The organism is Paraburkholderia sp. LEh10 (assembly GCF_017814945.1).
Taxonomy (GTDB): domain Bacteria; phylum Pseudomonadota; class Gammaproteobacteria; order Burkholderiales; family Burkholderiaceae; genus Paraburkholderia.
The window spans coordinates 1-21,404 of sequence record NZ_JAGIPX010000032.1; the positions used below are offsets into that span (position 1 = coordinate 1).

22 protein-coding genes and 1 pseudogene are annotated in these 21,404 nt (G+C 66.2%); 6 read left to right on the forward strand and 17 right to left on the reverse strand.

The genetic code is table 11. From position 1 onward, the window contains the following. The 14 genes from J8I87_RS24650 to fliF form a co-directional block, all read right to left on the reverse strand. The coding region (locus tag J8I87_RS24650; protein WP_209934614.1) for a hypothetical protein at positions 1-291 on the reverse strand (291 nt) is incomplete at its 3' end. 17 nt (positions 292-308) lie between these two features. Continuing rightward, positions 309-1,091 (reverse strand): flagellar biosynthetic protein FliR, encoded by a 783-nt coding sequence (fliR, locus tag J8I87_RS24655; protein ID WP_209934615.1) that lies wholly within the window; start codon positions 1,089-1,091, stop codon positions 309-311. Positions 1,092-1,122: 31 nt separating this feature from the next. Then, entirely contained in the window at positions 1,123-1,392 is a 270-nt protein-coding gene (fliQ, locus tag J8I87_RS24660; RefSeq protein WP_209934617.1) for a flagellar biosynthesis protein FliQ, read from the reverse strand. 27 nt (positions 1,393-1,419) lie between these two features. After that, a complete protein-coding gene (fliP, locus tag J8I87_RS24665; RefSeq protein ID WP_209934618.1) occupies positions 1,420-2,301 on the reverse strand; it encodes a flagellar type III secretion system pore protein FliP in 882 nt (293 codons plus the stop codon). After that, positions 2,301-2,927 (reverse strand): flagellar biosynthetic protein FliO, encoded by a 627-nt coding sequence (gene fliO, locus J8I87_RS24670; RefSeq protein WP_209934620.1) that lies wholly within the window; start codon positions 2,925-2,927, stop codon positions 2,301-2,303. The genes fliP and fliO overlap by 1 nt, the downstream gene beginning before the upstream one ends. After that, positions 2,924-3,388: a flagellar motor switch protein FliN gene (gene fliN, locus J8I87_RS24675; RefSeq protein WP_209934622.1), complete on the reverse strand. Its 465-nt coding sequence runs from the start codon at positions 3,386-3,388 to the stop codon at positions 2,924-2,926. The genes fliO and fliN overlap by 4 nt, the downstream gene beginning before the upstream one ends. Continuing rightward, entirely contained in the window at positions 3,381-4,379 is a 999-nt protein-coding gene (fliM, locus tag J8I87_RS24680; protein WP_209934623.1) for a flagellar motor switch protein FliM, read from the reverse strand. The genes fliN and fliM overlap by 8 nt, the downstream gene beginning before the upstream one ends. A gap of 71 nt (positions 4,380-4,450) precedes the next feature. Beyond that, entirely contained in the window at positions 4,451-4,954 is a 504-nt protein-coding gene (gene fliL / locus J8I87_RS24685) for a flagellar basal body-associated protein FliL (protein ID WP_209934625.1), read from the reverse strand. 474 nt (positions 4,955-5,428) lie between these two features. Further along, positions 5,429-7,096: a flagellar hook-length control protein FliK gene (locus J8I87_RS24690; protein WP_209934627.1), complete on the reverse strand. Its 1,668-nt coding sequence runs from the start codon at positions 7,094-7,096 to the stop codon at positions 5,429-5,431. Between the two features lie 62 nt (positions 7,097-7,158). Further along, complete coding sequence (gene fliJ, locus J8I87_RS24695) at positions 7,159-7,608, reverse strand: flagellar export protein FliJ (RefSeq protein WP_209934628.1); 450 nt, start codon at positions 7,606-7,608, stop codon at positions 7,159-7,161. A 10-nt stretch (positions 7,609-7,618) separates the two neighbouring features. Next, complete coding sequence (gene fliI, locus J8I87_RS24700) at positions 7,619-9,292, reverse strand: flagellar protein export ATPase FliI (RefSeq protein WP_209934630.1); 1,674 nt, start codon at positions 9,290-9,292, stop codon at positions 7,619-7,621. Then, complete coding sequence (gene fliH / locus J8I87_RS24705; protein WP_209934632.1) at positions 9,286-9,963, reverse strand: flagellar assembly protein FliH; 678 nt, start codon at positions 9,961-9,963, stop codon at positions 9,286-9,288. The genes fliI and fliH overlap by 7 nt, the downstream gene beginning before the upstream one ends. Then, entirely contained in the window at positions 9,950-10,945 is a 996-nt protein-coding gene (gene fliG / locus J8I87_RS24710) for a flagellar motor switch protein FliG (protein ID WP_209934633.1), read from the reverse strand. The genes fliH and fliG overlap by 14 nt, the downstream gene beginning before the upstream one ends. Continuing rightward, complete coding sequence (fliF, locus tag J8I87_RS24715) at positions 10,935-12,719, reverse strand: flagellar basal-body MS-ring/collar protein FliF (RefSeq protein ID WP_209934635.1); 1,785 nt, start codon at positions 12,717-12,719, stop codon at positions 10,935-10,937. The genes fliG and fliF overlap by 11 nt, the downstream gene beginning before the upstream one ends. Before the next feature lie 281 nt (positions 12,720-13,000). Here fliF and fliE point away from each other — a divergent pair, with 281 nt between their 5' ends. The 5 genes from fliE to J8I87_RS24740 all read left to right on the forward strand — a co-directional run bounded on the left by fliE (position 13,001) and on the right by J8I87_RS24740 (position 16,333). Then, complete coding sequence (gene fliE / locus J8I87_RS24720; RefSeq protein ID WP_209934636.1) at positions 13,001-13,336, forward strand: flagellar hook-basal body complex protein FliE; 336 nt, start codon at positions 13,001-13,003, stop codon at positions 13,334-13,336. Positions 13,337-13,651: 315 nt separating this feature from the next. After that, a complete protein-coding gene (gene fliS, locus J8I87_RS24725; RefSeq protein ID WP_209934637.1) occupies positions 13,652-14,086 on the forward strand; it encodes a flagellar export chaperone FliS in 435 nt (144 codons plus the stop codon). Continuing rightward, positions 14,083-14,412 carry a flagellar protein FliT gene (locus J8I87_RS24730; RefSeq protein WP_209934638.1) on the forward strand — a complete coding sequence of 110 codons (330 nt, stop codon included), beginning with the start codon at positions 14,083-14,085 and terminating at the stop codon, positions 14,410-14,412. Before fliS ends, J8I87_RS24730 begins: the two co-directional genes overlap by 4 nt. 74 nt (positions 14,413-14,486) lie before the next feature. Further along, positions 14,487-16,007 carry a flagellar hook-length control protein FliK gene (locus tag J8I87_RS24735; RefSeq protein ID WP_209934639.1) on the forward strand — a complete coding sequence of 507 codons (1,521 nt, stop codon included), beginning with the start codon at positions 14,487-14,489 and terminating at the stop codon, positions 16,005-16,007. Further along, positions 16,004-16,333, forward strand: a complete 330-nt coding sequence (locus tag J8I87_RS24740; protein WP_209934641.1) for an EscU/YscU/HrcU family type III secretion system export apparatus switch protein — start codon at positions 16,004-16,006, stop codon at positions 16,331-16,333. The genes J8I87_RS24735 and J8I87_RS24740 overlap by 4 nt, the downstream gene beginning before the upstream one ends. Positions 16,334-16,421: 88 nt before the next feature. Here the strand turns inward: J8I87_RS24740 and J8I87_RS44915 are convergent. Continuing rightward, positions 16,422-16,693 (reverse strand): annotated as a pseudogene (locus J8I87_RS44915) (coniferyl aldehyde dehydrogenase); the annotation flags it as partial. Positions 16,694-16,719: 26 nt separating this feature from the next. After that, positions 16,720-18,408, reverse strand: a complete 1,689-nt coding sequence (locus J8I87_RS24745; protein ID WP_209934642.1) for an isovaleryl-CoA dehydrogenase — start codon at positions 18,406-18,408, stop codon at positions 16,720-16,722. Positions 18,409-18,910: 502 nt separating this feature from the next. Between J8I87_RS24745 and J8I87_RS24750 the strand changes: the two genes are divergently transcribed. Continuing rightward, on the forward strand, positions 18,911-20,263 hold the full coding sequence (locus J8I87_RS24750; RefSeq protein WP_245254136.1) for a DUF937 domain-containing protein: 1,353 nt from the start codon (positions 18,911-18,913) through the stop codon (positions 20,261-20,263). A 67-nt stretch (positions 20,264-20,330) separates the two neighbouring features. Here the strand turns inward: J8I87_RS24750 and J8I87_RS24755 are convergent, their stop codons facing one another. After that, entirely contained in the window at positions 20,331-21,293 is a 963-nt protein-coding gene (locus tag J8I87_RS24755; RefSeq protein WP_209934645.1) for a LysR family transcriptional regulator, read from the reverse strand. Positions 21,294-21,404 lie beyond the last annotated feature (111 nt).

Here is a 21,404-nt window from a genome sequence, read left to right on the forward strand (position 1 = left end):
TTGCCTACTTTCTTTGCCGCGGCAAAGAAAGTAGGTGCCGCCCCGCACAGGGGCAACGCCTGCGCCGCGAGGCGCTAACGCGGATGCCAGCGACAGCGGCAAAACAAATCGCATCGCGGATGCCAGCGAAAGTGGCAAAACAAACCTCATCGCGGATGCCAGCGACAGTGGCAAAACAAATCGCATCGCGGATGCCAGCGAAAGTAGCAAAACAAACCTCATCGCGGATGCCAGCGACAGTGGCAAAGCGAATCTCATAGCGGCTGCAAGCAAAATCAAAAACAAATACAAAAAGCACACTCAAGCCTTTAGTGCATTCCCGCCACCACCCGCCCCATCTCCGCAATCCCGCCATCAAACAGGCGGGAAAAAAACGGCATCATGTTCGGCAACATCAACTGAATCAACAGCAACCCGGTAATGACGGTCAATGGCAGTCCCACCTGAAACACACCGATCTGCGGCGCCGCGCGATTAAGAATCCCAAGCGCGAGATTGGTAATGAGCAGCGCCGTCACGATCGGCAGCGCCAGCAGCAACCCCGCATTGAACACCGTGCTGCCCCAGCCAGCCAGCACGCGCCAGCCGGTCGCGCCCAGCACGTTCGCTGAAACAGGCAGCGCCTGAAACGTCTGGATCAGCGCAGACAACATCTGCAAATGACCATCGAGCGCAAAAAACGTGAGGATCGCGATCATGTACACATAGCGCGACATCACGTCCGTCGCCCCCGTCGAATGCGGATCGAAGAACGTCGCGAAACCCAGACCCATGCTCATGCCGATGATGTCGCCCGCCGCCTGCACCGCGCCGAACACGAGCTGCATTGTGAAGCCAAGCGCGACGCCGATCAGAAACTGGTTGATGATGATCCACACGCCCTGCGCGGAAAACACCGTCACCTGCGGCAATGCGCCAAGCGTCGGCGCCACGATGATCGTGACGAAAGCGGAAAGGCCGATCTTCACGCGAATCGGCAGCGACTTGTCGCCGAACGCAGGCGACGACGCAACGAGCGCAAGAATCCGCACGAACGGCCATAGAAACGCGGTCAGCCAGACATTCAGCTGCTCGTAGGTGACGGAAAACATCGCGTGTCGCGTAAGGACAGAACGGGCGCGCTCAGTTGGCGAGCGTCGGAATGCTCGTGAACATGTGGCGCATGTAGTCGAGCATCTTCGCGAGCATCCACGGGCCGATCAGCACAAGCGTCACGGCAATCGCGAACAGCTTCGGAATGAATGACAGCGTCGATTCGTTGATCTGCGTCGCAGCCTGGAAAAGACTCACGACAAGACCGACGACCAGCCCCACCAAAAGCGGCGGCGCGGCCAGCAGCAACGCGATGTACATCGCTTCGTGCGCGAGGGTGGTGACGGTTTCCGGCGTCATGGCGTAACGCTCCCTGCCTGAATGGATTTACACGAAGCTCTGCGCGAGCGAGCCGATGATCAACTGCCAGCCGTCGACCAGCACGAACAGCATCAGCTTGAACGGCAACGAAATGATCGCGGGCGAGATCATCATCATGCCCATCGACATCAGCACACTCGCAACCACCATGTCGATGATCACGAACGGAATGTACACGGTGAAGCCGATCTGGAAGCCCGTCTTCAGTTCGCTCGTGACAAACGACGGCACCAGCAGCGACAGCGGCACGTCTTCCGGGCCCTGCATCGGCGCGGCATGCGAGACGCGCGCGAACAGCGCGAGATCGCTTTCGCGCGTCTGCTTCAGCATGAACGCCTTGAACGGCGCGACGCCGCGCTTCACGGCTTCGTCCATCTGGATCGTGCCTTCGGAGAAGGGCTTATAGCCGTCGCTGTACGCCTTGTCGAGCACAGGCGACATCACGAACAGCGTCAGAAACAGCGCGAGCCCGACCAGCACCTGGTTGGGCGGCGTGGTCGGCGTGCCGACTGCCTGGCGCAGCAGCGACAGCACGATGATGATGCGCGTGAAGCTCGTCATCATCAACACCATCGCGGGCAGGAACGACAGCATCGTGAGCAGCAGCATCGTCTGCACGCTCAGCGAATACGTCGTGCCGCCATTCGGGCCGGGGCTCGTGTTGAAGGCGGGCAGTCCCGCCGCTTGCGCGAACGAAAGCGTCGGCAGCGCGAGCAGCAACGCAGGCAAGGCAAGCGGCGCGGCCAGCGCGGCACACTTCAGAATGCGTCGTCGCGTGGAAGTAGGGGCTTGAGTCAAGGCGTCGGAAAGGGCGTGGCGAAGGGCGTGGCGAAGGGCGTGGAAGCCCCGAGCGCAGCCGCGCTGCGCGTCGGATCGGTCGTACTGCATTACTGTTCTCCGCTCGCGCGTCGCTGGAAACGTTTGCCCGCTTCGTGTTTGAGCGCGTCGCGAAAGCGTTGTCCGAAGGTGCCGCTCAACGGGACCGGGCCGCCGGGCGTGAAGTCACGGCGCGCACCGGGCGCCGCGGGCGTGCCCGTGGGAAGCGTTACGCCCGTGGCCGAGCCGGCGGGCATCGTGTGCAACAGGCGCACATTGCCGGGCGCCGCGCCGAGCACGAGCCAGGTATCGCCGATCTCGACGACGGCCACGCGCTCCTTGCCGCCCAGCGACGTGCCGCCGATCGTCTTCACGATTCCGCCGCGATGGCCCGGTTGCAGTCCGAGTCGCCGCGCGAGCCACGCGCAGCCGAATACGAGGCCGATCACGACGGCGAGTCCGACGATCGTCTGCAACACCGCGCCGAAGCCGACGGACGGAACCGCCGTTCCCGCGCCGACGCTCGAAGCGATCTTCGCGGCATTGTTGACGGCATTCATGTCGGCGGCGTGCGCCACGTTCAGCGCGCAGGCGGCAAGCGTCGCACCCGCCAACGCCAGCGCCGACATGAAACGGGCGCGGCGCTCGAGCGGCATGCCGCTCTCGTGGGACGCGGCCCGGGTTACTGCGTGTTTCATCGGTTCAGCTTCCGGATACGCTCCGACGGCGTAATGATGTCGGTGAGGCGGATACCGAACTTGTCGTTCACGACGACCACTTCGCCTTGCGCGATCAGGCAGCCGTTCACGAGCACGTCCATCGGCTCGCCCGCGAGGCCGTCCAGTTCGACGACGGAGCCTTGCGCGAGTTGCAGCAGGTTGCGGATCGCGATCTTCGTGCGACCGAGTTCGACGGTCATCTGGACGGGAATGTCCAGGATCATGTCGATGTCGTTGCGCGTCGAGGATGGCTCGACTTTCGACAGCGGCTGGAACACGCCCGCCGTCGTCGCGCTCACCGACGTGTTGTCGTTCTGTTCCGCCAGAGCGCTCGCCCAGTCGTCCATCGCTGCATCGTCCGTGGTTGCGGCGGCGATCGTTTCATCCACCTTGGCCGGATCCGGCATGTCCATATCGGGTGTCGAGTTCAGCTCAGTCATATCCCGCTTCCTTCATCTGTTCCGCTGCGCTGATCATCTTCTGGACCCGCAACGCGTATTGACCATTGAAAATACCGTAGCCGCACTCCATCACCGGCACGCCGTCGACCTTCGCGGTGATGTGCTCGGGAATGTTGATGGGCAGCACGTCGCCCGCCTTCATGTTGAGAATTTCCTGGAACGTCACGGGAATCTGCGCGAGATCCGCAGTCAGCTCGACTTCGGCTGCCTGCACCTGCTGCGACAGTACGCGGACCCAGCGGCGGTCCACTTCGAGCGCTTCGCCCTGGATCGGCGACGACAGCACGTCGCGGATCGGCTCGATCATCGAATACGGCATACAGATGTGCAGCGTGCCGCCCGTCGGGCCGAATTCGATAGAGAACTGCGTGACGATCACGATCTCGTTTGGCGTGGCAACGTTTGCGAACTGCGTGTGCATTTCGGAGCGCACGTATTCGAACGTCAGCGGCCGAACGCTCTTCCATGCCGTCGTGTAGTGCTCGAACACGAGGCCGAGCAGCTTGCTGATGATGCGCTGCTCCGTCTGCGTGAAGTCGCGGCCTTCGACGCGCGTATGAAAGCGCCCGTCGCCGCCGAACAGATTGTCGACCACGAAGAACACGAGGTTCGGATCGAACACGAATAGCGACGTGCCGCGCAGCGGCTTCACCTGGACGAGATTGAGGTTCGTCGGGATCGGCAGGTTGCGCGTGAATTCGGCGTACTTCTGCACCTTCACCGGGCCGACCGAGATCTCGGCCGTGCGCCGCATGAAGTTGAAGATGCCGACGCGCAACAGGCGAGCGAAGCGGTCGTTGATGATTTCGAGGCCGGGCATCCGGCCGCGAACGATGCGTTCCTGTGTCGCAATGTTGTACGGGCGGACACCGCTGCGCTCGGCCTCGCTCGATTGCGAGTCGGATTCGCCCGTGACGCCCTTGAGGAGGGCATCGACCTCCTCCTGGGACATGAACTCTTCGTGGCCCATTCCTATTCCTCGTGCGTCCCTTCGCGATTGATGGCGCGGTTGAATATCAAGTCAGTCAGCGCGAGGCGCTATTACTGGACGACGAATTCGGTGAACAACACGTCGGAGACGTGCACCGGTTGAGCGTTCGGCTCGGTCGGCTCTTCGATCAGCTTTTCGAGTTCCGTGGCGAGCGCTTTCTTGCCGTCGAGCGTCGCCAGTTGCTCGGGATGCTTGTTCGACAGCGCGAGCAGCACGCGGCTGCGGATCTCGGGCATGTGCTCCGTCAGGTGCTCCTGCACCTTCTGGTCGGCGAGCTTCAGCGTCAGGCCGATGCGCAGGTAATGCTGCTGGCCGTCGTCGGACTGCAGGTTCACCGTCATCGATTCGAGCGGGAAGAAGATCGGAGCGGGCGCGAGCACAGGACCTGCAGCCGCTGCGGCGGCGGGCGCGCGCTTCGACATGAAGAACCAGGTGGCTGCGCCGGCTGCGCCTGCCGCGACCAGTACGATCAGCAGGATCACCACAATGCGCTTGACGAGGCCCGGAGAAGACGGCTTTGCGTTGGCTTGCTGGGTTGCGGTCGTGGATGCCATGGAATTGATTGCCTCGATGCTATAGGTGAATTTTCAGGTGTCTGACGATGCTGCGATGTGTCGAAAAGAAGGGATATTCAGGTTTAGCTCGTTTGTTTGCCGCCTGGATCGCCGACCGGGTTGCCATCCGAATCGCCACCCGAATCGCCGCCCGCCTTGCCGGTTGACAGGCTTGGCGCAGCAACGCGCGCGTCGCCCGGCGCGTCGCGTGGACGCAACCGCGCCCATGAATGTGCGCCGCTGCGGTCGCAAGCGCCGCCCATGTCCGGGACGTCTTCGGCGCCCGTCGTGGCCGCCCCCTTTCTTGCTCGCTGATGTGCGCTGTATGCCGCGCGCTGAGCTCCTGTTCGTTTTCGTCATCGGCGGCGCAGCGTGTCCGTCGCGCACGATGCGGCGCTCGCCTTCAATCGTTATCAGGGAAGCACGGCGCGGCTGCCGCCGTCACGGCGGGCCGCGTTTGCGGTTCGCGCGGTATCAGGCGAACGTGTCGACCAGTCCGACGGTGCGGCGCACGGGCATGCTCACGGCCGTCGTGCTGCCGCCCGCGAGATCGATGGCCGCGCTGCCACGGCCACCGCCGCGGCCGCCCCGAGCGCCGCCGCTCTGGTCCTGGCCCTGCTGGCTGGTCTGCCGTGCAAAGCCATCGCTGACGCTTGCGCTTCCCAACCCGATGCCGCCTTGCTCCATCGCTTCACGCAGTTTCGGCAGCGCGGCTTCGACCGCGTCCCGCACCTGCTGATGCTGCGAAACAAAAAGGGCATGTGCATGGTTATCGGCAACCTGGAGGACGACCTGTAGCGGGCCGAGGTCGCGCGGATTGAGCGTGAGTTCCGCCGTCTGCTGATGCGCATTGGTGAGGAACACGACTTTCTGGCTGAACGCGTCTTCCCAGTCTGGCGTGCCGAGGTGCGGGGCAACGGCGTTTGCCATCGCGGCCGTCTCCGGGTTGGACGCCTGCGTCGCCGTCGTCGATGCGCTCGCAGCCGCAGCCGCGGATGCGGCCTGGGTGGCCGCGAGCGCGGCGTTCGATCCGGCGTTCGCCGCAGGCGCGGCAGCAGCTTGAGAGACGCTTGCGCTGGCTGCGGCGGCGAGCGCATCGGCGGGGCTTGGCGGCGTGGCTGCGCCGCTGGCGGCCGTCGCCGTTGCCGTGCTGGTTGCGGCGGTGCTGGCGGTGGTGGCGGCGTTCATGGCAGCCGTATTGCCCTTCGCGTTGCGCAAGTCGGCGGGCGCAAGGGCCTTGCCGGCACCCGCGCCACGGCCGCCGAGCGTCGCGTCGGCGGCGCCCGGCGCGGCGCCTTTCACGGACGAGGCCACACCCGTCGCGGGCGCTGCGCCCTGGCCGCCCGCCAACGCGGCGAACGCGGCCTGCAATGCATCTTGTGTCGCTTTCGGATCGAGCGAAGCGATCTTCTTCGACGGCGTCTGGATGACGGGCGTCGTCGGGTTGCCGGCCGCCGGGGTCGTCGCGAACGCGGTCTGCCGCGTAGCGCCGTCGGCGACGTTCGCGGCATTTGCCGCGTTGCTCGCCTGGGTTTGCGCCTGCACGGCGGCGGCTGCGGCCGCTGCTGCCGCGGCCGCTTCAGCGGCGGCTGCGCTCGTGGTCGGCGCGTCGCCGTTCGGCTTTGATGCCGTATCCGTGTTGTCCTTGCCGTTCGCGCCGCTCGCGCCCTTCGTGCAGTCGGCGCCGTTCGCGCCCTTCGTGCCATTCGTGCCGTCGGCGCCGTTCGCTCCATTCGCTCCATTCGCGCCGTTGGCCGAACCCGTCTGCTGCGTGCCATCGCTCCAGGTCGCGGACTTCGAGCCGCCCGTGCTGCCTGAATCGTCCGCGGCGCTGGTGTTCTTCGATGCGTCGTTGGCCGGAGGCGCGTCGTGCACGCTGCCGCCGGAGCCGTTCGATACGGATTGCGCCGGCGCGGACGGCGCGCCCGACGACGGCGCCTGAGCGGACGGCGTGCCCGACGACGGTGCCGGCGCGGGCGTCGGCGCAGGCGCGGCGGCTGCGTGGTTCTGCGCGTCGATGCTTTGTTGCAGCGTCGTCGAGAACGGCAGCGCGCTGTTCGCGTTCGCGCCGTTCGATGCATTGCTGCCCGAGGTGCCGCTCGTTGCGCCGAGCAGCGAGTTGATCAGTGAAAGAGGCGACATGCTGGATCTCGTATGGTCGTGTCAGTCCCGTTGCGCGGCATGACGTGCTGCGCGAGGCGTCTTCATGCGCCTTCCGCGCGCATCCGGAGAATTCGTGCGCCGTACTCATCGGCGTCCCGCTGCTCGCGGCGCGCCGCGATTTTCGCTTCGGCGGCGATGCCGCGCGCTTCGAGGACTTCGTAAGAGCCGAGCTTCTGCTTGCTGCGCTGCCATTCGGGCTTCGCGGCCTCGACACGCGCCGTCGCCGTCGCCAGCAACTGGCGCTGCTGCTGAATGGCGGTGTCGAGCGTGTCGATGAACGCCTGAAAGTTGCGCATGTTGCCGGCGGGCATGCCCGCCTTCGCCGTCTCCGTGAAACGGCGGTGATATTCGTCGCGGTATTCGATCAGGGAATTCAACTGCGTCTCGACTTCGTTGCGCTCGCGCTGCACGCGGCCGAGCTTGCGCGCGGCGGCGTCGACGTCGTCTTGTGCAAGGCCAATCAGCGTCTTGATCGGAAAGTGCTTGCTCATTCAGTTTCCCCTAGCCGAACAGCGAATCGAGGTGCGCGACGCTGGCTTCGAACCCGGCGCTTTCGCGAAAACCTTGTTGCAGGAACGCTTCCATGCGCGGATACAGCGAAATCGCGCGGTCGAGCACCGCATCGCGCCCCGTCGAATACGCGCCGACGTTGATCAGATCGCGGTTGCGCTGATAGCGCGACAACATCTGCTTGAACTGGCGAGTGCGGTCCAGATGCGCGTCGCTGATGAGCGCCGTCATCGCGCGGCTGATCGACGCCTCGATGTCGATGGCGGGATAGTGGCCCGCTTCGGCGAGTGCGCGCGACAGCACGATATGACCGTCGAGAATCGCGCGCGCCGAGTCGGCGATCGGGTCCTGCTGGTCGTCGCCTTCCGTCAGCACCGTATAGAACGCGGTGATCGAGCCGCCGCCTTCGGGGCCGTTGCCCGTTCGCTCGACGAGCGCGGGCAGCTTCGCGAACACGGAAGGCGGATAGCCCTTGGTCGCGGGCGGCTCGCCGATCGCGAGCGCGATCTCGCGCTGAGCCATCGCGTAGCGCGTCAGCGAATCCATCAGCAGCAGCACATGCTTGCCCTGGTCGCGGAAGTATTCGGCAAGCGAGGTCGCGTACGCCGCGCCCTGCATCCGCAGAAGCGGCGACACGTCGGCGGGCGCGGCCACGACGACGGAGCGCGCGAGACCCTCGTCGCCGAGAATCTGTTCGATGAATTCCTTCACTTCGCGGCCACGCTCGCCGATCAGGCCGATCACGATCACTTCAGCGCTGGTGTAGCGCGCCATCGTGCCGAGCAGCACCGACTTGCCGACACCCGACCCCGCGAACAATCCCATGCGCTGGCCGCGTCCGACCGTAAGCAGCGCGTTGATCGCGCGCACGCCGACGTCGAGCACCCTATGAATCGGCTCGCGATGCAGCGGGTTGATGGCCGGCGCGGTGAGCGGCGCGTCGTTGCGAGAATTGAGCGGGCCGAAGCCGTCGAGCGGCTTGCCCGACGCATCGACCACGCGTCCGAGCAGTTCCCAGCCGACGGGCAGACGCTTCGCACCCGCCATCGGATCGGCGATGGGCGCTGTCTCCAGCGGATAGACGCGCGCGCCCGGCAAGAGACCCGCGACTTCCGTCGTCGGCATCAAAAAGAGCTTGTCGCCCGAAAAGCCGACCACTTCGGCCTCGGCCATCGAGCGCGTGCTGCCGGGCGGCAACTCGATCATCACTTCCGCGCCGACGGCGAGACGCAAACCGACGGCTTCGAGCACGAGCCCGGCCGCGCGCGTCAGGCGCCCGCAGGCGCGCAACGGACGCGCGATCTGGTTGCGTTCGCGCAAGCCGTTCAGCCGGCTGCGCCAGGCTTGCAGATGCGGATTGCCGGCGAGCGCGGGATCGGGCGCGCGCTTCGGCGCGGGATGGGCAGCCGTGTTCGCAGCGGGATTCGCGCTCGCCGACGAATCGCGGCTCGCGGGTGCGGCGGCGGGGTGCGGCGCGCGGGTCGTGTGGTCGCCGGCTGCGTCCATGCCCGCATGGGCCGACGAGATCGCCGACTCCAGCGCGGCGAGCGATTCTTCCATCTGCGCGACAGTGAGCGCTTCCGCGCCGAACGACGCCAGCGCCAGCTCGCGCTCGAGCGGCGTGAGGTCGCTGTGCTGAATGTCTTCGATGGTCGGCTTTACCATGTGCTTGCCCTGCCGAGCGCAGCCGCGACGCGCTCCCAGCGCGTGCCGATGCCGGCGTCCACTTCGCCCGTGGTGGACATGGCGCGGCAGCCGCCGCGTTCGATCGCGGGGTCGGTGCGCACGTTCCAGCCGCGCGTCTGCAGCTCTTCGAGCAGATACGCTTCGACGACGGGCAGATCGGCGGGGCTCACGATCAGAGCCGGCGCGCCGACCAGCGCCGGCTCGGTCGCCATCACTTCACGCGCGGCGGCGATGAGCGCCGTCGGGTCGTGCTGGACGTGCTGGCGCACCACTTGTTGCGCGATGTCGAGCGCGAGCGCGACGATCGTTTCCGACAGTTCGTGCTGCGCGTTGTCGAGCGCCGCCTTGAAGGTCTCGGCGAGCGCGGCGAGCTGGGCGGCTTCCGCGCGCGCTTCCGCCTGGCCCTGCTCGAAACCTTGCGCGCGGCCTTGCTCATAGCCAGCCTGATAACCGAGCGCCTGACCGGCGACGTGGCCCGACGCGACGCCTTGCGCGTGCGCGGCGTCGCGCAGGCGCTGCAGTTCGGCTTCGAACGCGCCGTCATCGACCTCGGGCTCCGGCTCGGGCACCGGGTCGAACGAGGCCATCTCCCAGCGCTGGTAGGCCGGGAGGCTTCCCTCGCGCATGGGGTCCTGGTCAGACATATGCATCTTCCGCCTTGCCGCCGATCACGATTGCTCCGGATTCGGCGAGATTGCGCACGACCTGCAGGATCCTGCGCTGTTGCGTTTCCACTTCCGACACGCGCACGGGGCCGCGCGCGTCGAGGTCCTCCGCGAGCAACTCGGCTGCACGCTGCGACATGTTCGACAGGAACTTCTGGCGCAGCGCGGGCTGCGCGCCCTTCAGCGAGATGATCAGCGTCTCCGACTCGACTTCCTTCAACAGCAGCTGGATCGCGCGGTCTTCCAGATCGAGCAGGTTGTCGAACACGAACATCTGGTCGATGATCTTTTGCGCGAGGTCCGCGTCGTACTGGCGGACGTTGTCGATGACGGATTCTTCGTGGTTGCTCGGCAGAAAGTTGAGGATTTCCGCCGCCGTCCGGATGCCGCCCATCGGGCTGCGCTTGAGGTTGTCGCTGCCGGACAGCAGGCCCGTCAGCACGTCGTCGAGCTCGCGCAGCGCGGCGGGCTGGATGCCGTCGAGCGTCGCGATGCGCAGGAGCACGTCGTTGCGCAGCCGCTCCGTGAAGCAGGAGACAATTTCCGACGCCTGATCGCGATCGAGGTGCACGAGAATCGTTGCGATGATCTGCGGGTGCTCGTTCTTGATGAGTTCGGCAACGGCCGCCGAGTCCATCCACTTCAGCCCTTCGATGCCGCTCGTATCGCTGCCCTGAAGGATGCGGTCGATGATCGCGCCCGCCTTGTCGTCGCCGAGCGCCTTCGTCAGCACCGAGCGGATGTAGTCGCTCGAATCGAGCGACAGCGCAGTGTGCTTGTCCGCCTCGGAGACGAACTCGTGCAGCACCTCGTCGATCTGCTCGCGCGTGATGTTCTTCAGCGACGCCATCGCGACGCCGATCTTCTGGACCTCGCGCGGCCCCAGAAACTTGAACACGCTCGCGGCTTCTTCCTCGCCGATCGACATCAGCAGGAGCGCGCTCTTCAGTACGCCTTCAGTGCTCATCGGACACCCAGCTCTTCACGACGGTTGCAACGATCTTCGGATCCTGACGCGCGATCTGACGCGCGTATTCGAGGTTCCGCTCATATTTGGCCTTGTCGCTTTCCAGCGCGACCAGCGAGCCTTCGACTTCGTCTTCGGCGGCTGCGGCGGCTGCGCTCGGCAGGCCGTCGAGCACCGGCTCGTCGGGTGAGGGCAGCGCGGCGACGGGCTCGGGCGGCGGCGGGAAGGCGCGGCGCAGGGCCGGCTTCACCATCACGAAGTAGAGGAACAGGGCGACCGCGCCGATGCCTGCGTACAGCGCGATCTGCCTGTACAGCGCGATCATGTCCTTCGTGCGCCACCACGGCAGGTCGGCGTCGGGATCGGCGATCGTCGTGAACGTGCTGTTCATCACGTTGACGGAGTCGCCGCGCGCCTGGTCGTAGCCCATCGCGTCCTTCACCAGCTGCGTGACCTGCGCGAGCTTGTCGGCGGGCAGCGGCTGCATCGTCGCGTGGCCCTTCGCGTCGACGACGCGCATGTAGTTCACCACCACGGCCACCGACAGGCGCTTGATGCCGCCGATCGCCTTTTCGGTGTGGCTCACGGTCCTGTCGAGCTCGTAGTTGGTCGTCGAATCCTTGCGGTCGCTGATCGGCGTCGTGCTCACGCCGCTCGCGCCGTTCGCGCCCGCGACGATGGGCGCCGAGGCGGGCTGCGGCGGCTGGTTCGACAGCGCGCCCGGCACGCCCGAGGCGCCGCCTTGCGACATTTCCGTCGCCGTGCTGGTCTGCTGGCTGCGGATCGCGGCCTGCTGCGGGGTCGCGTTCGGGCCGTAGTTTTCGGAAGTTTGCTCGTTCTTCGAGAAATCGATGTCGGCGCTGACCGTCGAACGCGCGTTGCCGGCGCCGAACAGCGGGCCGAGGATCGCGTCGATGCGCTGCTGCGTGTTGTGCTCGATCTGCTGCACATACTTGAGCTGCGTCGCGTCGAGGCCGCTGCCGTTGGCGCCCGGCTGGGTGAGCAGGTTGCCGTCCTGGTCGATGATCGTCACGTTGCGCACGGGCATGTCGGGCACGGCCGACGACACCATATGCGTGATCGCGACAACCTGGCCTTCATCGAGCATGCGGCCCGGATACAGATTGACGAGCACGGACGCCGACGGCGCTTCGCGGTCGCGCACGAACACGGTGGGCTTCGGAATCGCCAGATGGACGCGCGCCGTCTTCACCGTCGAAATGGATTCGATCGTGCGCTGCAGCTCGCCTTCCAGCGCGCGCTGATAGTTGACCTGCTCGGCGAACTGGCTGATGCCGAACTTCTGGTTGTCCATCAGTTCGAAGCCGACGGAACCGCTCTTGGGCAGCCCCTGGGAAGCAAGGCGCAGGCGCATTTCATGCACCTGGTCGGCGGGAATCAGGATCGCGCCGCCGCCGTCGGAGAACTTGTACGGGACGTTCGCCTGCTGGAGCGCGGCAACGATTGCGCCGCCGTCCTGATCGGAGACGTTGCTGTACAGCACCTTGTAGTCGGGGGCGCGCGACCAGAGGATCAGCCCCGCCACCACGGCGACCAGCACGGCGACGGCGAAGATCAGCGGTGCGCGCGGGTTGCCGCGCATCTGCGACAGCGACGCCGGGATGCCCGGGAAGCGCGTGGCGAAGCCGCCGCCCGAGCCGCCCAGGTCGACGCCTGCCGCACCCGCCTGGGCCGCTGCTGCCGTGCCCGGCTGCGCGCCGGCGAGGCCCATGCGGGCATCGGGGTTGATCAACGAGTTGGCTGACGAATCCATGCGTCGGTTTTCTCCGGGATGCTTTTGCGTTCTGCCGGCTGCGGCGCCCGGGCCTGCGGCGCGTATCGACAGAGACTTTCACGCTAGGGATTATCCGCATGGCCCCGCAACCCGATGCGCCGAATAGCGGGGGGTTTCCCCCTTACTTTCACGGCTTTCGGAAAGGGCCCGCTGCTATGCTTCCTGTCCAATTGGTGCATGGCGCGACCGCGCGCCGCATCCCGCTTCAGCAACCATCCGGGCGTCAAGGCGCCAACTCCGATCGACCAGGGAGAGAGAACATGACTGTGCCTATCAATCCGCTCGCCGCGGCCTTGCAGCAGATGCAGTCGATGGCCACGCAGGCCGCAGGCGGCAGCCCGGGTGTCGCGAACGAATCCGGCGCGGCCACGGCGGGCGGGTTCGCTTCCGCGCTGAAGGCGTCGATCGACAAGATCAGCGCCAATCAGAAGACGGCGATCGGCGAAGCGCACGCTTTCGAGCTGGGCGCGCCGAATGTGTCGCTGAATGACGTGATGGTGGACATGCAGAAGGCCAACGTCGGCTTTCAGTTCGGCCTGCAGGTGCGCAACAAGCTCGTATCGGCCTACAACGACATCATGCAGATGGCCGTCTGAGCGGCCTGTTCGCGAAGCACGCGTTTGCCGGGCGAATCACCCGGGCGTCTTGCGCGAGCTGCGCGCCCGTGCGGCGGCGTACGGCGGCGTACGGTGGTTGCGCGGCCAGCGCGATCGCGGGACGGGACGCGCCGCGCAGCGCAGGCCGTCTGCCTTTCCTGACGCTTCCTTCCAGCGGGCTAAAGCTTTATTCGCACGATCCGATAACCTTGGTACAAGGGTTGGCGGGAAACCATGCTGCAAGGTAAAGCAGCGCTTTGCGGCGAACCGTCCGCTGTCAGTCCGATCGTTATCTGCAATACAGGAGGAGCGCCGATGTTTTCCCCGGGACACTCTGGAGCCAATGCCTACGCTCGCGTCGGCGTGGAGACAGGGGTGATGGGCGCGAGCCCCCATCGCCTGATCGTGATGCTGTATCAGGGCGCGCGCAAGGCGATTGCGCAGGCCCGCATGCATCTGCAGCAGGGTGACATCGCTGGGCGCGGCGAGGCGATCGGCAAGGCCATTCAGATCATCGGCGACGGGTTGCAGCAGGCGCTCAACCGGGATGCCGGCGGAGAAATCGCAGAGCGTCTCGACGCGCTCTACAGCTATATGACACGGCGGCTGCTCGAGGCGAACCTGAAACAGAGCGAGGCGATGCTCGTCGAAGTCGACGGGTTGCTGGCCACGCTCGAGGAAGCCTGGATCGGAATCGCGCCGGAGATTGCGCGGATGGCGATGCAGTCGTCCGCCGAAAGCATGAGATGAATTCGAACGCAGACTATTTCGCCCGCTACGAGGCGATCGCAGCGATTTCAGTCCAGATGGTGATGGCAGCGCGAAACGCGCTGTGGAACGAGCTCGTCCTGCTGCAGGACGAATACCGGCATCTCGTCGACGCGCTGAAGAACGCGGAGACGGGCGTGCGTCTGTCCGACGTCGAGCGCGCTCGCAAATTCGACCTGATCCGCCAGATCCTCGCAAACGACGCGACGGTCCGCGATCTCGCGAACCCGCGCATGGCGAAGCTGCAGGCGCTGTTCGCACCGGGCCGGCCTGCCATCGTACTGAAGGAACTTTACCAGGCGCGCTGAGCGCGCTTTTTATACGAGCCGTCGCGGCGCGCCGCTAGCGGCCACGCGTCGTCAATGCGCGAGAGGAAGCGGGCATGAACGGAATCGACACGGCGGTGGCCGCGCTGCAGGCCAGCCGCATCGACAGCCTGCTCTCCGTGAGCGCGCGCGCCGGCGCAACTGCGTCGCAGGCCGACGCATCGCTCAACGTCAAGACACCTCCCGCCGCGCCCGTCACGGCGACAGCTGGTCCTTTGCCTGCTTCCGCGCAGACGGCGTTGTCCGCCGTCGCGCTGACGCTCGACGCGATCACGCGCTCGGGCGGCGAGGCGACGTCCGCACTCGTCGGTCAGGCGCCGATCTGGTCAGCGGCGCCGGCTCTCGATATCGCCCCGTTGCCGCTGTTCGACGCGGGTGCGTCGGCCGCTGCCGCTTCGGGCAGCGCGGCCGCTTCGGAATCGCAGGGCACGGGCGGCGCGAACGCGGCGCAGGCTTCGAACGCGGCGCAGGCTTCCAATGCGGCGCAGGCTTCCAATGCGGCGCAGGCTTCCAATGCGGCGCAGGCTTCAAATGCGGGGCAGGGTTCGAATACGGCGCAGGCGGCGAATGCGGCTCAGGCTTCGAATGCGGCCGCGACCGTCGTGGCCGCGCAACTGCCCGTCGCCGAACTCGCTGCGGCGCTCAGGCAGACCGTCAGCGAAAGCGGGCTGTTCTACGAATCGCATCTCGCGCAATGGCTGTCGGGGCAGCGGTCCGTCGAGTCGCTCGCCGCCGAGCCGCAGAATCACCTTGCCGACGCGGTGTCGCAATTGCCCCTCGACTGGAGCGAGGCCGCCGACGATCCGCTGTCGTGGGCGCAAGGCCGCCAGCCCGGCGGCGCGCCGGGCGGCACGGGCTGGGCGGCCGCCGCCGCGTCGAATCTCGCCGCGCGCGGCGCGACGGAAGGTCCGCACGCGCAGTCGGCGCGCTTCACGACCTTCGACCTGGTCACGCACGACATCATCGAGATGCCGGACGAGCCCCCGCACGCGCCGTTGCATGGCGCGCCGGGCAACGCAGCCGGCACGGGCGGCGCCAGCGTGCCCCAGCAGCAGGCGATGCCGGCCGCGCTGCATCCCGCGACGATTCCTCTCGTGCGCCAGCAGCTCGATCTGCTCGCGACAGGGCAATTCCGCTGGACAGGGGAAGCGTGGCCGGGCGCGCGGCTCGACTGGACGATCGAGCAGGAAGGCGACGAATGGCGGCGCAGCGGCAACGGCGTCGCATCCGCCGATGAAGAATACCCGTGGCGCACGCGTCTCACGCTGTCGCTGCCCACGCTCGGCACCGTCGACGCCGAACTCACGCTCACGGGGGCGCGGCTCGCTGCGCGCGTGCAGGCGAGTCCGGGCGGCGCGGCTCGGCTCTCGGCGCAGGGCGAGACGTTCCGGCAGCGGCTTGCCCAGGCGGGCATCGAATTGACGGGGCTGTCGATTCGCGAGATCGGCGCAAGCCTGCACGCGGGCAGCGCGGCGGCCGCTGCGGCATCGGCGTACGCGCGCTCGTCGGAGAATTCGGCGGCCAGGCCTCAAGCGAACGACGCAGTCGACGACGACTTCGATTGGGACCTGCAATGAGCCGCACGCATCGCAAGAGCGCGGCGGCACTCGCCTACGACACACAGGGGTACGACGAGGCGCCGCGCGTCGTCGCGAAGGGCTACGGGCTCGTCGCCGACATGATCGTGCAGCGCGCGAAGGAAGCGGGCCTGTACGTGCACGAAGCACCCGAGATGGTTTCGCTGCTGATGCAGGTCGATGTCGACTCGCGCATTCCGCCGCAGCTATATCAGGCCGTTGCGGAACTGCTCGCTTGGCTGCATCGGCTGGAAAGCGGCGCAGCGGACGATGCGCAGTCCACCGACGTGGTCATTTCCGCCTCGCGGCAAGACGCGCCGCGCTAGGCGAAAAGCGCCGGCCTCGAAGCCGCATCGAAGTCGCCTCAAAGCCGCATCGAAGCCGCATCGAAGCCGCATCAAAGCCGCCTCGAAGCCGCATCATCAGCCCGGGCAGCGCGCGCACGCGCCGGCGATATGGAGGCGCGCTCAGGCCGCACGCGTTCAGGCGCGTCTGCGTAAATACCGGCCTCATCTTCGAGAACGTCACGAAGCCTTCGTAGCCGTGATACGCGCTCATCCCGCTCGCGCCGACACCGCCGAACAGCAGGCTTTCGCACGCGAGGTGCATCAGCTCAGCGTTTCGTTGACGGGCATGCCGCCTTCGATCGTTTCGCGCGCGAAGCGGCCGATCGTCGCCTTGTCGTTGTTGGGTGCTGGTTCGTTGTTCGATTTCAGCTCGCAAAGGCGCGATCGACGATCGCCGCATGATCGAACACCGACGGCAGCGTGCCGTACACGCGGCCGCTTTCGCCGCACCCTTCGCCGACGCGCGTCGCGATGAACGCATCGGCGACGACTGACGGCGCATGCTGGACGAGCAGCACGGCCTGCGCGATCAGCACGATCTGCTGCGCGATGCGGCGCGCCGATGCTTCGCGTGTCTCGGGCGCCGACGTCAGCGCGCTCATCAGACGCCCGAGCGCGGCATTCAGCGCGGGATGTGCCTGCGCCTCTTTGCGCCATGCGTCGAGCAGTGCATGCGCGGCGTCGGGTTCGCGCTCGATCGCGCGCAGCACGTCGAGACACATCACGTTGCCCGAGCCTTCCCAGATCGAGTTCACGGGCGCTTCGCGATAGAAGCGCGCCATCGGGCCTTCTTCGACGTACCCGTTGCCGCCCCACACCTCCATGGCTTCGCCCGTGAATTCGAGCGTGCGCTTGCATACCCAGTACTTCGCGGCGGGCGTGACGAGCCGCCGCCACGCGCGTTCCTCGGGCGCGTTCGTCGTGTCTTCGAAGGCGCGCGCAAGCCGCATGAACAGCACGGTCGCCGCTTCGGATTCGAGCGACAGATCGGCGAGCACATTGCGCATCAACGGCTGATCGGCGAGATGCCTGCCGAATGCGCTGCGATGGCGCGCGTGGTGGATCGCCTGCACGAGCGCGGCGCGCATCAATGCCGCGCTGCCGATCACGCAGTCGAGCCGTGTGTAGTTCGCCATTTCGATGATGGTTGGCACGCCGCGCCCTTCGTCGCCGATCATCACGCCGTAGGCATCGAAGAATTCGACTTCGCTGCTCGCGTTCGAGCGGTTGCCGAGCTTGTCCTTCAGGCGCTGGACGCGTACCGCATTCTTGCTGCCGTCGGGTGCGAAGCGCGGCACGAAGAAACACGACAGGCCTTCGCGATCGTCGGTGCGCGCGAGCACGAGATGCGCGTCGCATTGCGGCGCGGAGAAAAACCACTTGTGGCCGACCAGCCGATAGGCGGCGCCGCGTCCGCCGCCTTCGCCGCCTTCGCCGCTCATCGCGAACGCCTGCGTGCGGTTGCTGCGCACGTCTGATCCGCCCTGCTTTTCGGTCATGCCCATGCCGATCATGATCGCCGTCTTCTGAGCGAGCGGCAGGTCGCGCGGATCGTGCACGCGCGAGTACAGCCTGTCGCGAAGCGTATCGAAGAGCGCCGGCTCCCGTTGCAACACGGGAATGCTGGCGAAGGTCATCGTCACCGGGCACAGCGAGCCGGATTCGAGTTGCGCATGCAGGAAGTAACCCGCGCAACGCGCGACCATCGCGCCCTGTCGCGGATCGGAGAACGGCAGCGCATGCAGTCCTTCGCGACGCAGCAGGCCTAGCAGCGTATGCCACGCGGGATGAAACTCGAGCGCGTCGATGCGTTCGCCGCGCGGACTGAATGTCGCGAGTTCGGGCGGGTGGCGGTTCGCGAGATCGGCGAGCGCGAGCACGTCGGGTGCGCTCAGCGCGGCGCCGTCCCGGATCAGCGCGTCGCGATGCCACGCCGCGCCTTCGCGCTCGACGGCGGCAGCGAGCGCAGCGTCGCTCGAAAACAGGTTGTAGTTCGCGAGCGGCGGGACCTGATTGGTCACCTGATGCGTGTTGCCGGGGCCGAACCGTTCCATCTGATGTCTCCGTTTGACAGGCGCGCGCCGCTTGTTGTGCGGCGCTGTTCGATTGGGGCGCGCGGGCGATGTACGTGGACGGCGGCGGCGCGCGAAAGACCATGTTTGAACGACATCCGGGCGCGCGTGATCGCGCGGGCGGCAGCTTTCATCATAGGGGCGCGCCGTGCGTTCCGCTTAGAGCGATCGTTCTTATGGCGACATCACGCGAGCGGGGGCGCTCACAGCAATGCGCGGACAAGATGCGTGGACAAGTGTGCGCGAGACAAATGCCGCCAGCAACGCCGCGCGACGCGAGCAGCGATCATTCTTCGCTGAGGGTTTTCATTACGCGCGGGTAGCCAATTTTGACAGTTGATAAGAATCCATATGAGAGAAATCCTACAAAGTTTAAAAATCGTTCATTGCTTCATTTCTGAGATTTTCCCGCTCCTATAATCGCCGCCCAACGAAGGGCGCATGGGCGCGTGTTCGAAATTCCGAAATTCAGGGAAACGAATCGATGAGTGTCAATGTGATTCAACTGTTCCGGTCTGCATTGCCGGACGCCGTGGTTCGGCAGCTGTCGAACTGCCTCGGATTGCCGCCGGACGCGACGGCGAGAGTCATGGACGTGGCCACGCCGGCGCTCGTCGCCGGGCTGATGAACAAATGCACGACGCTCGACGGCGCGCGCGCGCTGTTCGCAACCATCCTCGGGCAAGAAGTCCATGCCGATATCGGCGAGCAACTGCCGCGCATCTTCGCGAGCACCACGGGCGTCACGCAGTTGTCGTCGACGGGCCGGCAGTTGCTGGAGCATACGTTCGAGCGCCGCATCGACGGATTGAGCGACACCGTGTCGATGCAGACGGGCGTGCCCGCACACGCGACGCACGCGGTCACGGGCATTGCCTGCAGCATCCTGATGGGCGTGCTCAAGCGCCACCTCCTTGACCATCGGGGCAATATCGGCGTCTTGCCGACGATGCTTGGCCAGCAGTTGCCCATCATCGCGCCTTACCTGAACGACGGACTCACCACGGTCCTCGGCCTGGGCGGCGTATCCGCTTTTGTCAACACGATCGGTGCGCAGGTGCGCGCAGTTTCCGCGCATTTCGAGCATCCCGCCGCTGCGCCCGCGCCCGTGCGCAGCCCGGCCGAGCCGGCCGTCTCCACCGCCGGGCCAGCCGCAGCGGCTGCACCCGCTGCGGTCGCTGCCGTTCCGCAGCCCGCGCGCGAAGTGCGCTATGCCGGCCCGAGCGCGAAGCACTGGTTCGGCATCGCGGCCTTGTCCGCGCTGGTCGGCGCGATCGTCGCGATGCTGACCTGGGTGGCGTTGGCCTACTGCCCGTCGGCGACGGATTTCTTCGCCCACCATGCAGTTGCCGCGACGACCGCAACGGTTTCCAGTTCCGCCACTCCGGAAGCGGCGCGCGACAGCGCGGCCAGCGCCTCGGGCAAGGTCCAGACAGAGACGGCGGCCGATCCCGCGAAGGACTCGCAACTGGTCGTGACCGTCGACAAGCGCGGCAAGCCGACGGTCACCGCGACCGTGCAGTCCATCGCCGAAAGGTCCGCGCTGCTGAACGCGTTGACGAAGAAATTCGGCGCTGGGCGATTCAGCGCCGACATCACCGCCGACGACAACACGAAGGCCGCCGACTGGCTCGCGCATATCGACGCGCTAATGCCGCTGCTGGCAACGCCGGGCGCCGAGATGAAGATCGACGGCACGCGCGTCGAGTTGAGCGGCGCGGCCGCCGAGGCGAAGTCGGGCTGGCTCGACCGCGTGAAGTCGCTGCTCGGCGCACCGTATCAGGTGAGCGCATTCGATGCCGCGCAAGCCGCGCAAACGCAGGCTCAGGCGCAATAAGCGCCACGCGTTCGCAAGCAGTCAAGAGGGGAGCACGAGGCCGCCCGGAGCAATCCGGGCGGCGTTTTTAATTCTGCGGCGGCTTCGGGTGATCCGGCGACGGCGATGGAACGGCGAAGGTCGGCGGATGCGTGAAGTTGTCCGTCGTCAGTCCCGGCAGCGTCTCGCGCGCGACGTCGAGCCACGCGCGCGCCGCGTGCGACAGATAGCCGTTGCGCCGCCAGCCGATCGCCATTTCCCATGGAATCTCCGGCGCGACGACGGGACGGCAGGTGAATTGTGCGTCGTCGAGCCGCCGGCAATACGGCGCGGGCAACAGCGCAATGCCGACGCCCGCCAGCACCAGCGCCGCCATGAAGTCCCAGTGCCCGCTGCGTCCGACGATGGTCGGCGCGAAACCCGCCGTGCGGCACGCGGCCAGCACCACGTCGTTCAGCGCGAGGCTTTCGCCGTAGAAAACGAACGGCTCGTTCGCCAGCTCGGCAAGCGGAACTTCCTGCAGCGCGTCCCAGCGCGAGCCGTGGCGTGCGACGAGCCACAGCACTTGGCGGGTCATCGGCAGCACGTCGATCATGTCGGGATCGACTGGCTGCAAAACGCCGCCGAGTTCCAGTTCGCCAGCGATCAGCGCGGCCTCGATCGCCTTCGAGCCCTGCTCGAACAGCTTCAGCTCGATCTTCGGATAGCGCTGCCGGAACGCGGCGATCGCGGGCGTGAAGAGCGAGCCGCCCATCGGCGGAATGCCGATCGTCAGTTCGCCGCGCCCGAGCTTGTCGAGGTCGTTCAGTTCGGCCTGCAACTGCGCATACGACGTGAGCACTTCCTGGCCGCGTTGATAGACGATGCGTCCGGCGTCCGTCAGCACCATCTGCCGGCCGTCGCGCAGAAGGAGCGGCGAGCCGATCTCATCCTCCAGCGACTTCACCATCTTGCTGATGGTCGGCTGCGTGACGAACATCTGCTCGGCCGCGACGGTGAAGCTTTGCTGCCGGACGACCTCGATGAAATAACGTAGCGCGCGCAGTTCCATAGTCGTTGCCCTTGGATTCCATATCGGAATGAAGTGAATAATCCTAAGTCATTATATTTATGCTGCACCGCAACCTATACTGAACTCTATCTGAAAGTCACCTAGGGTTTG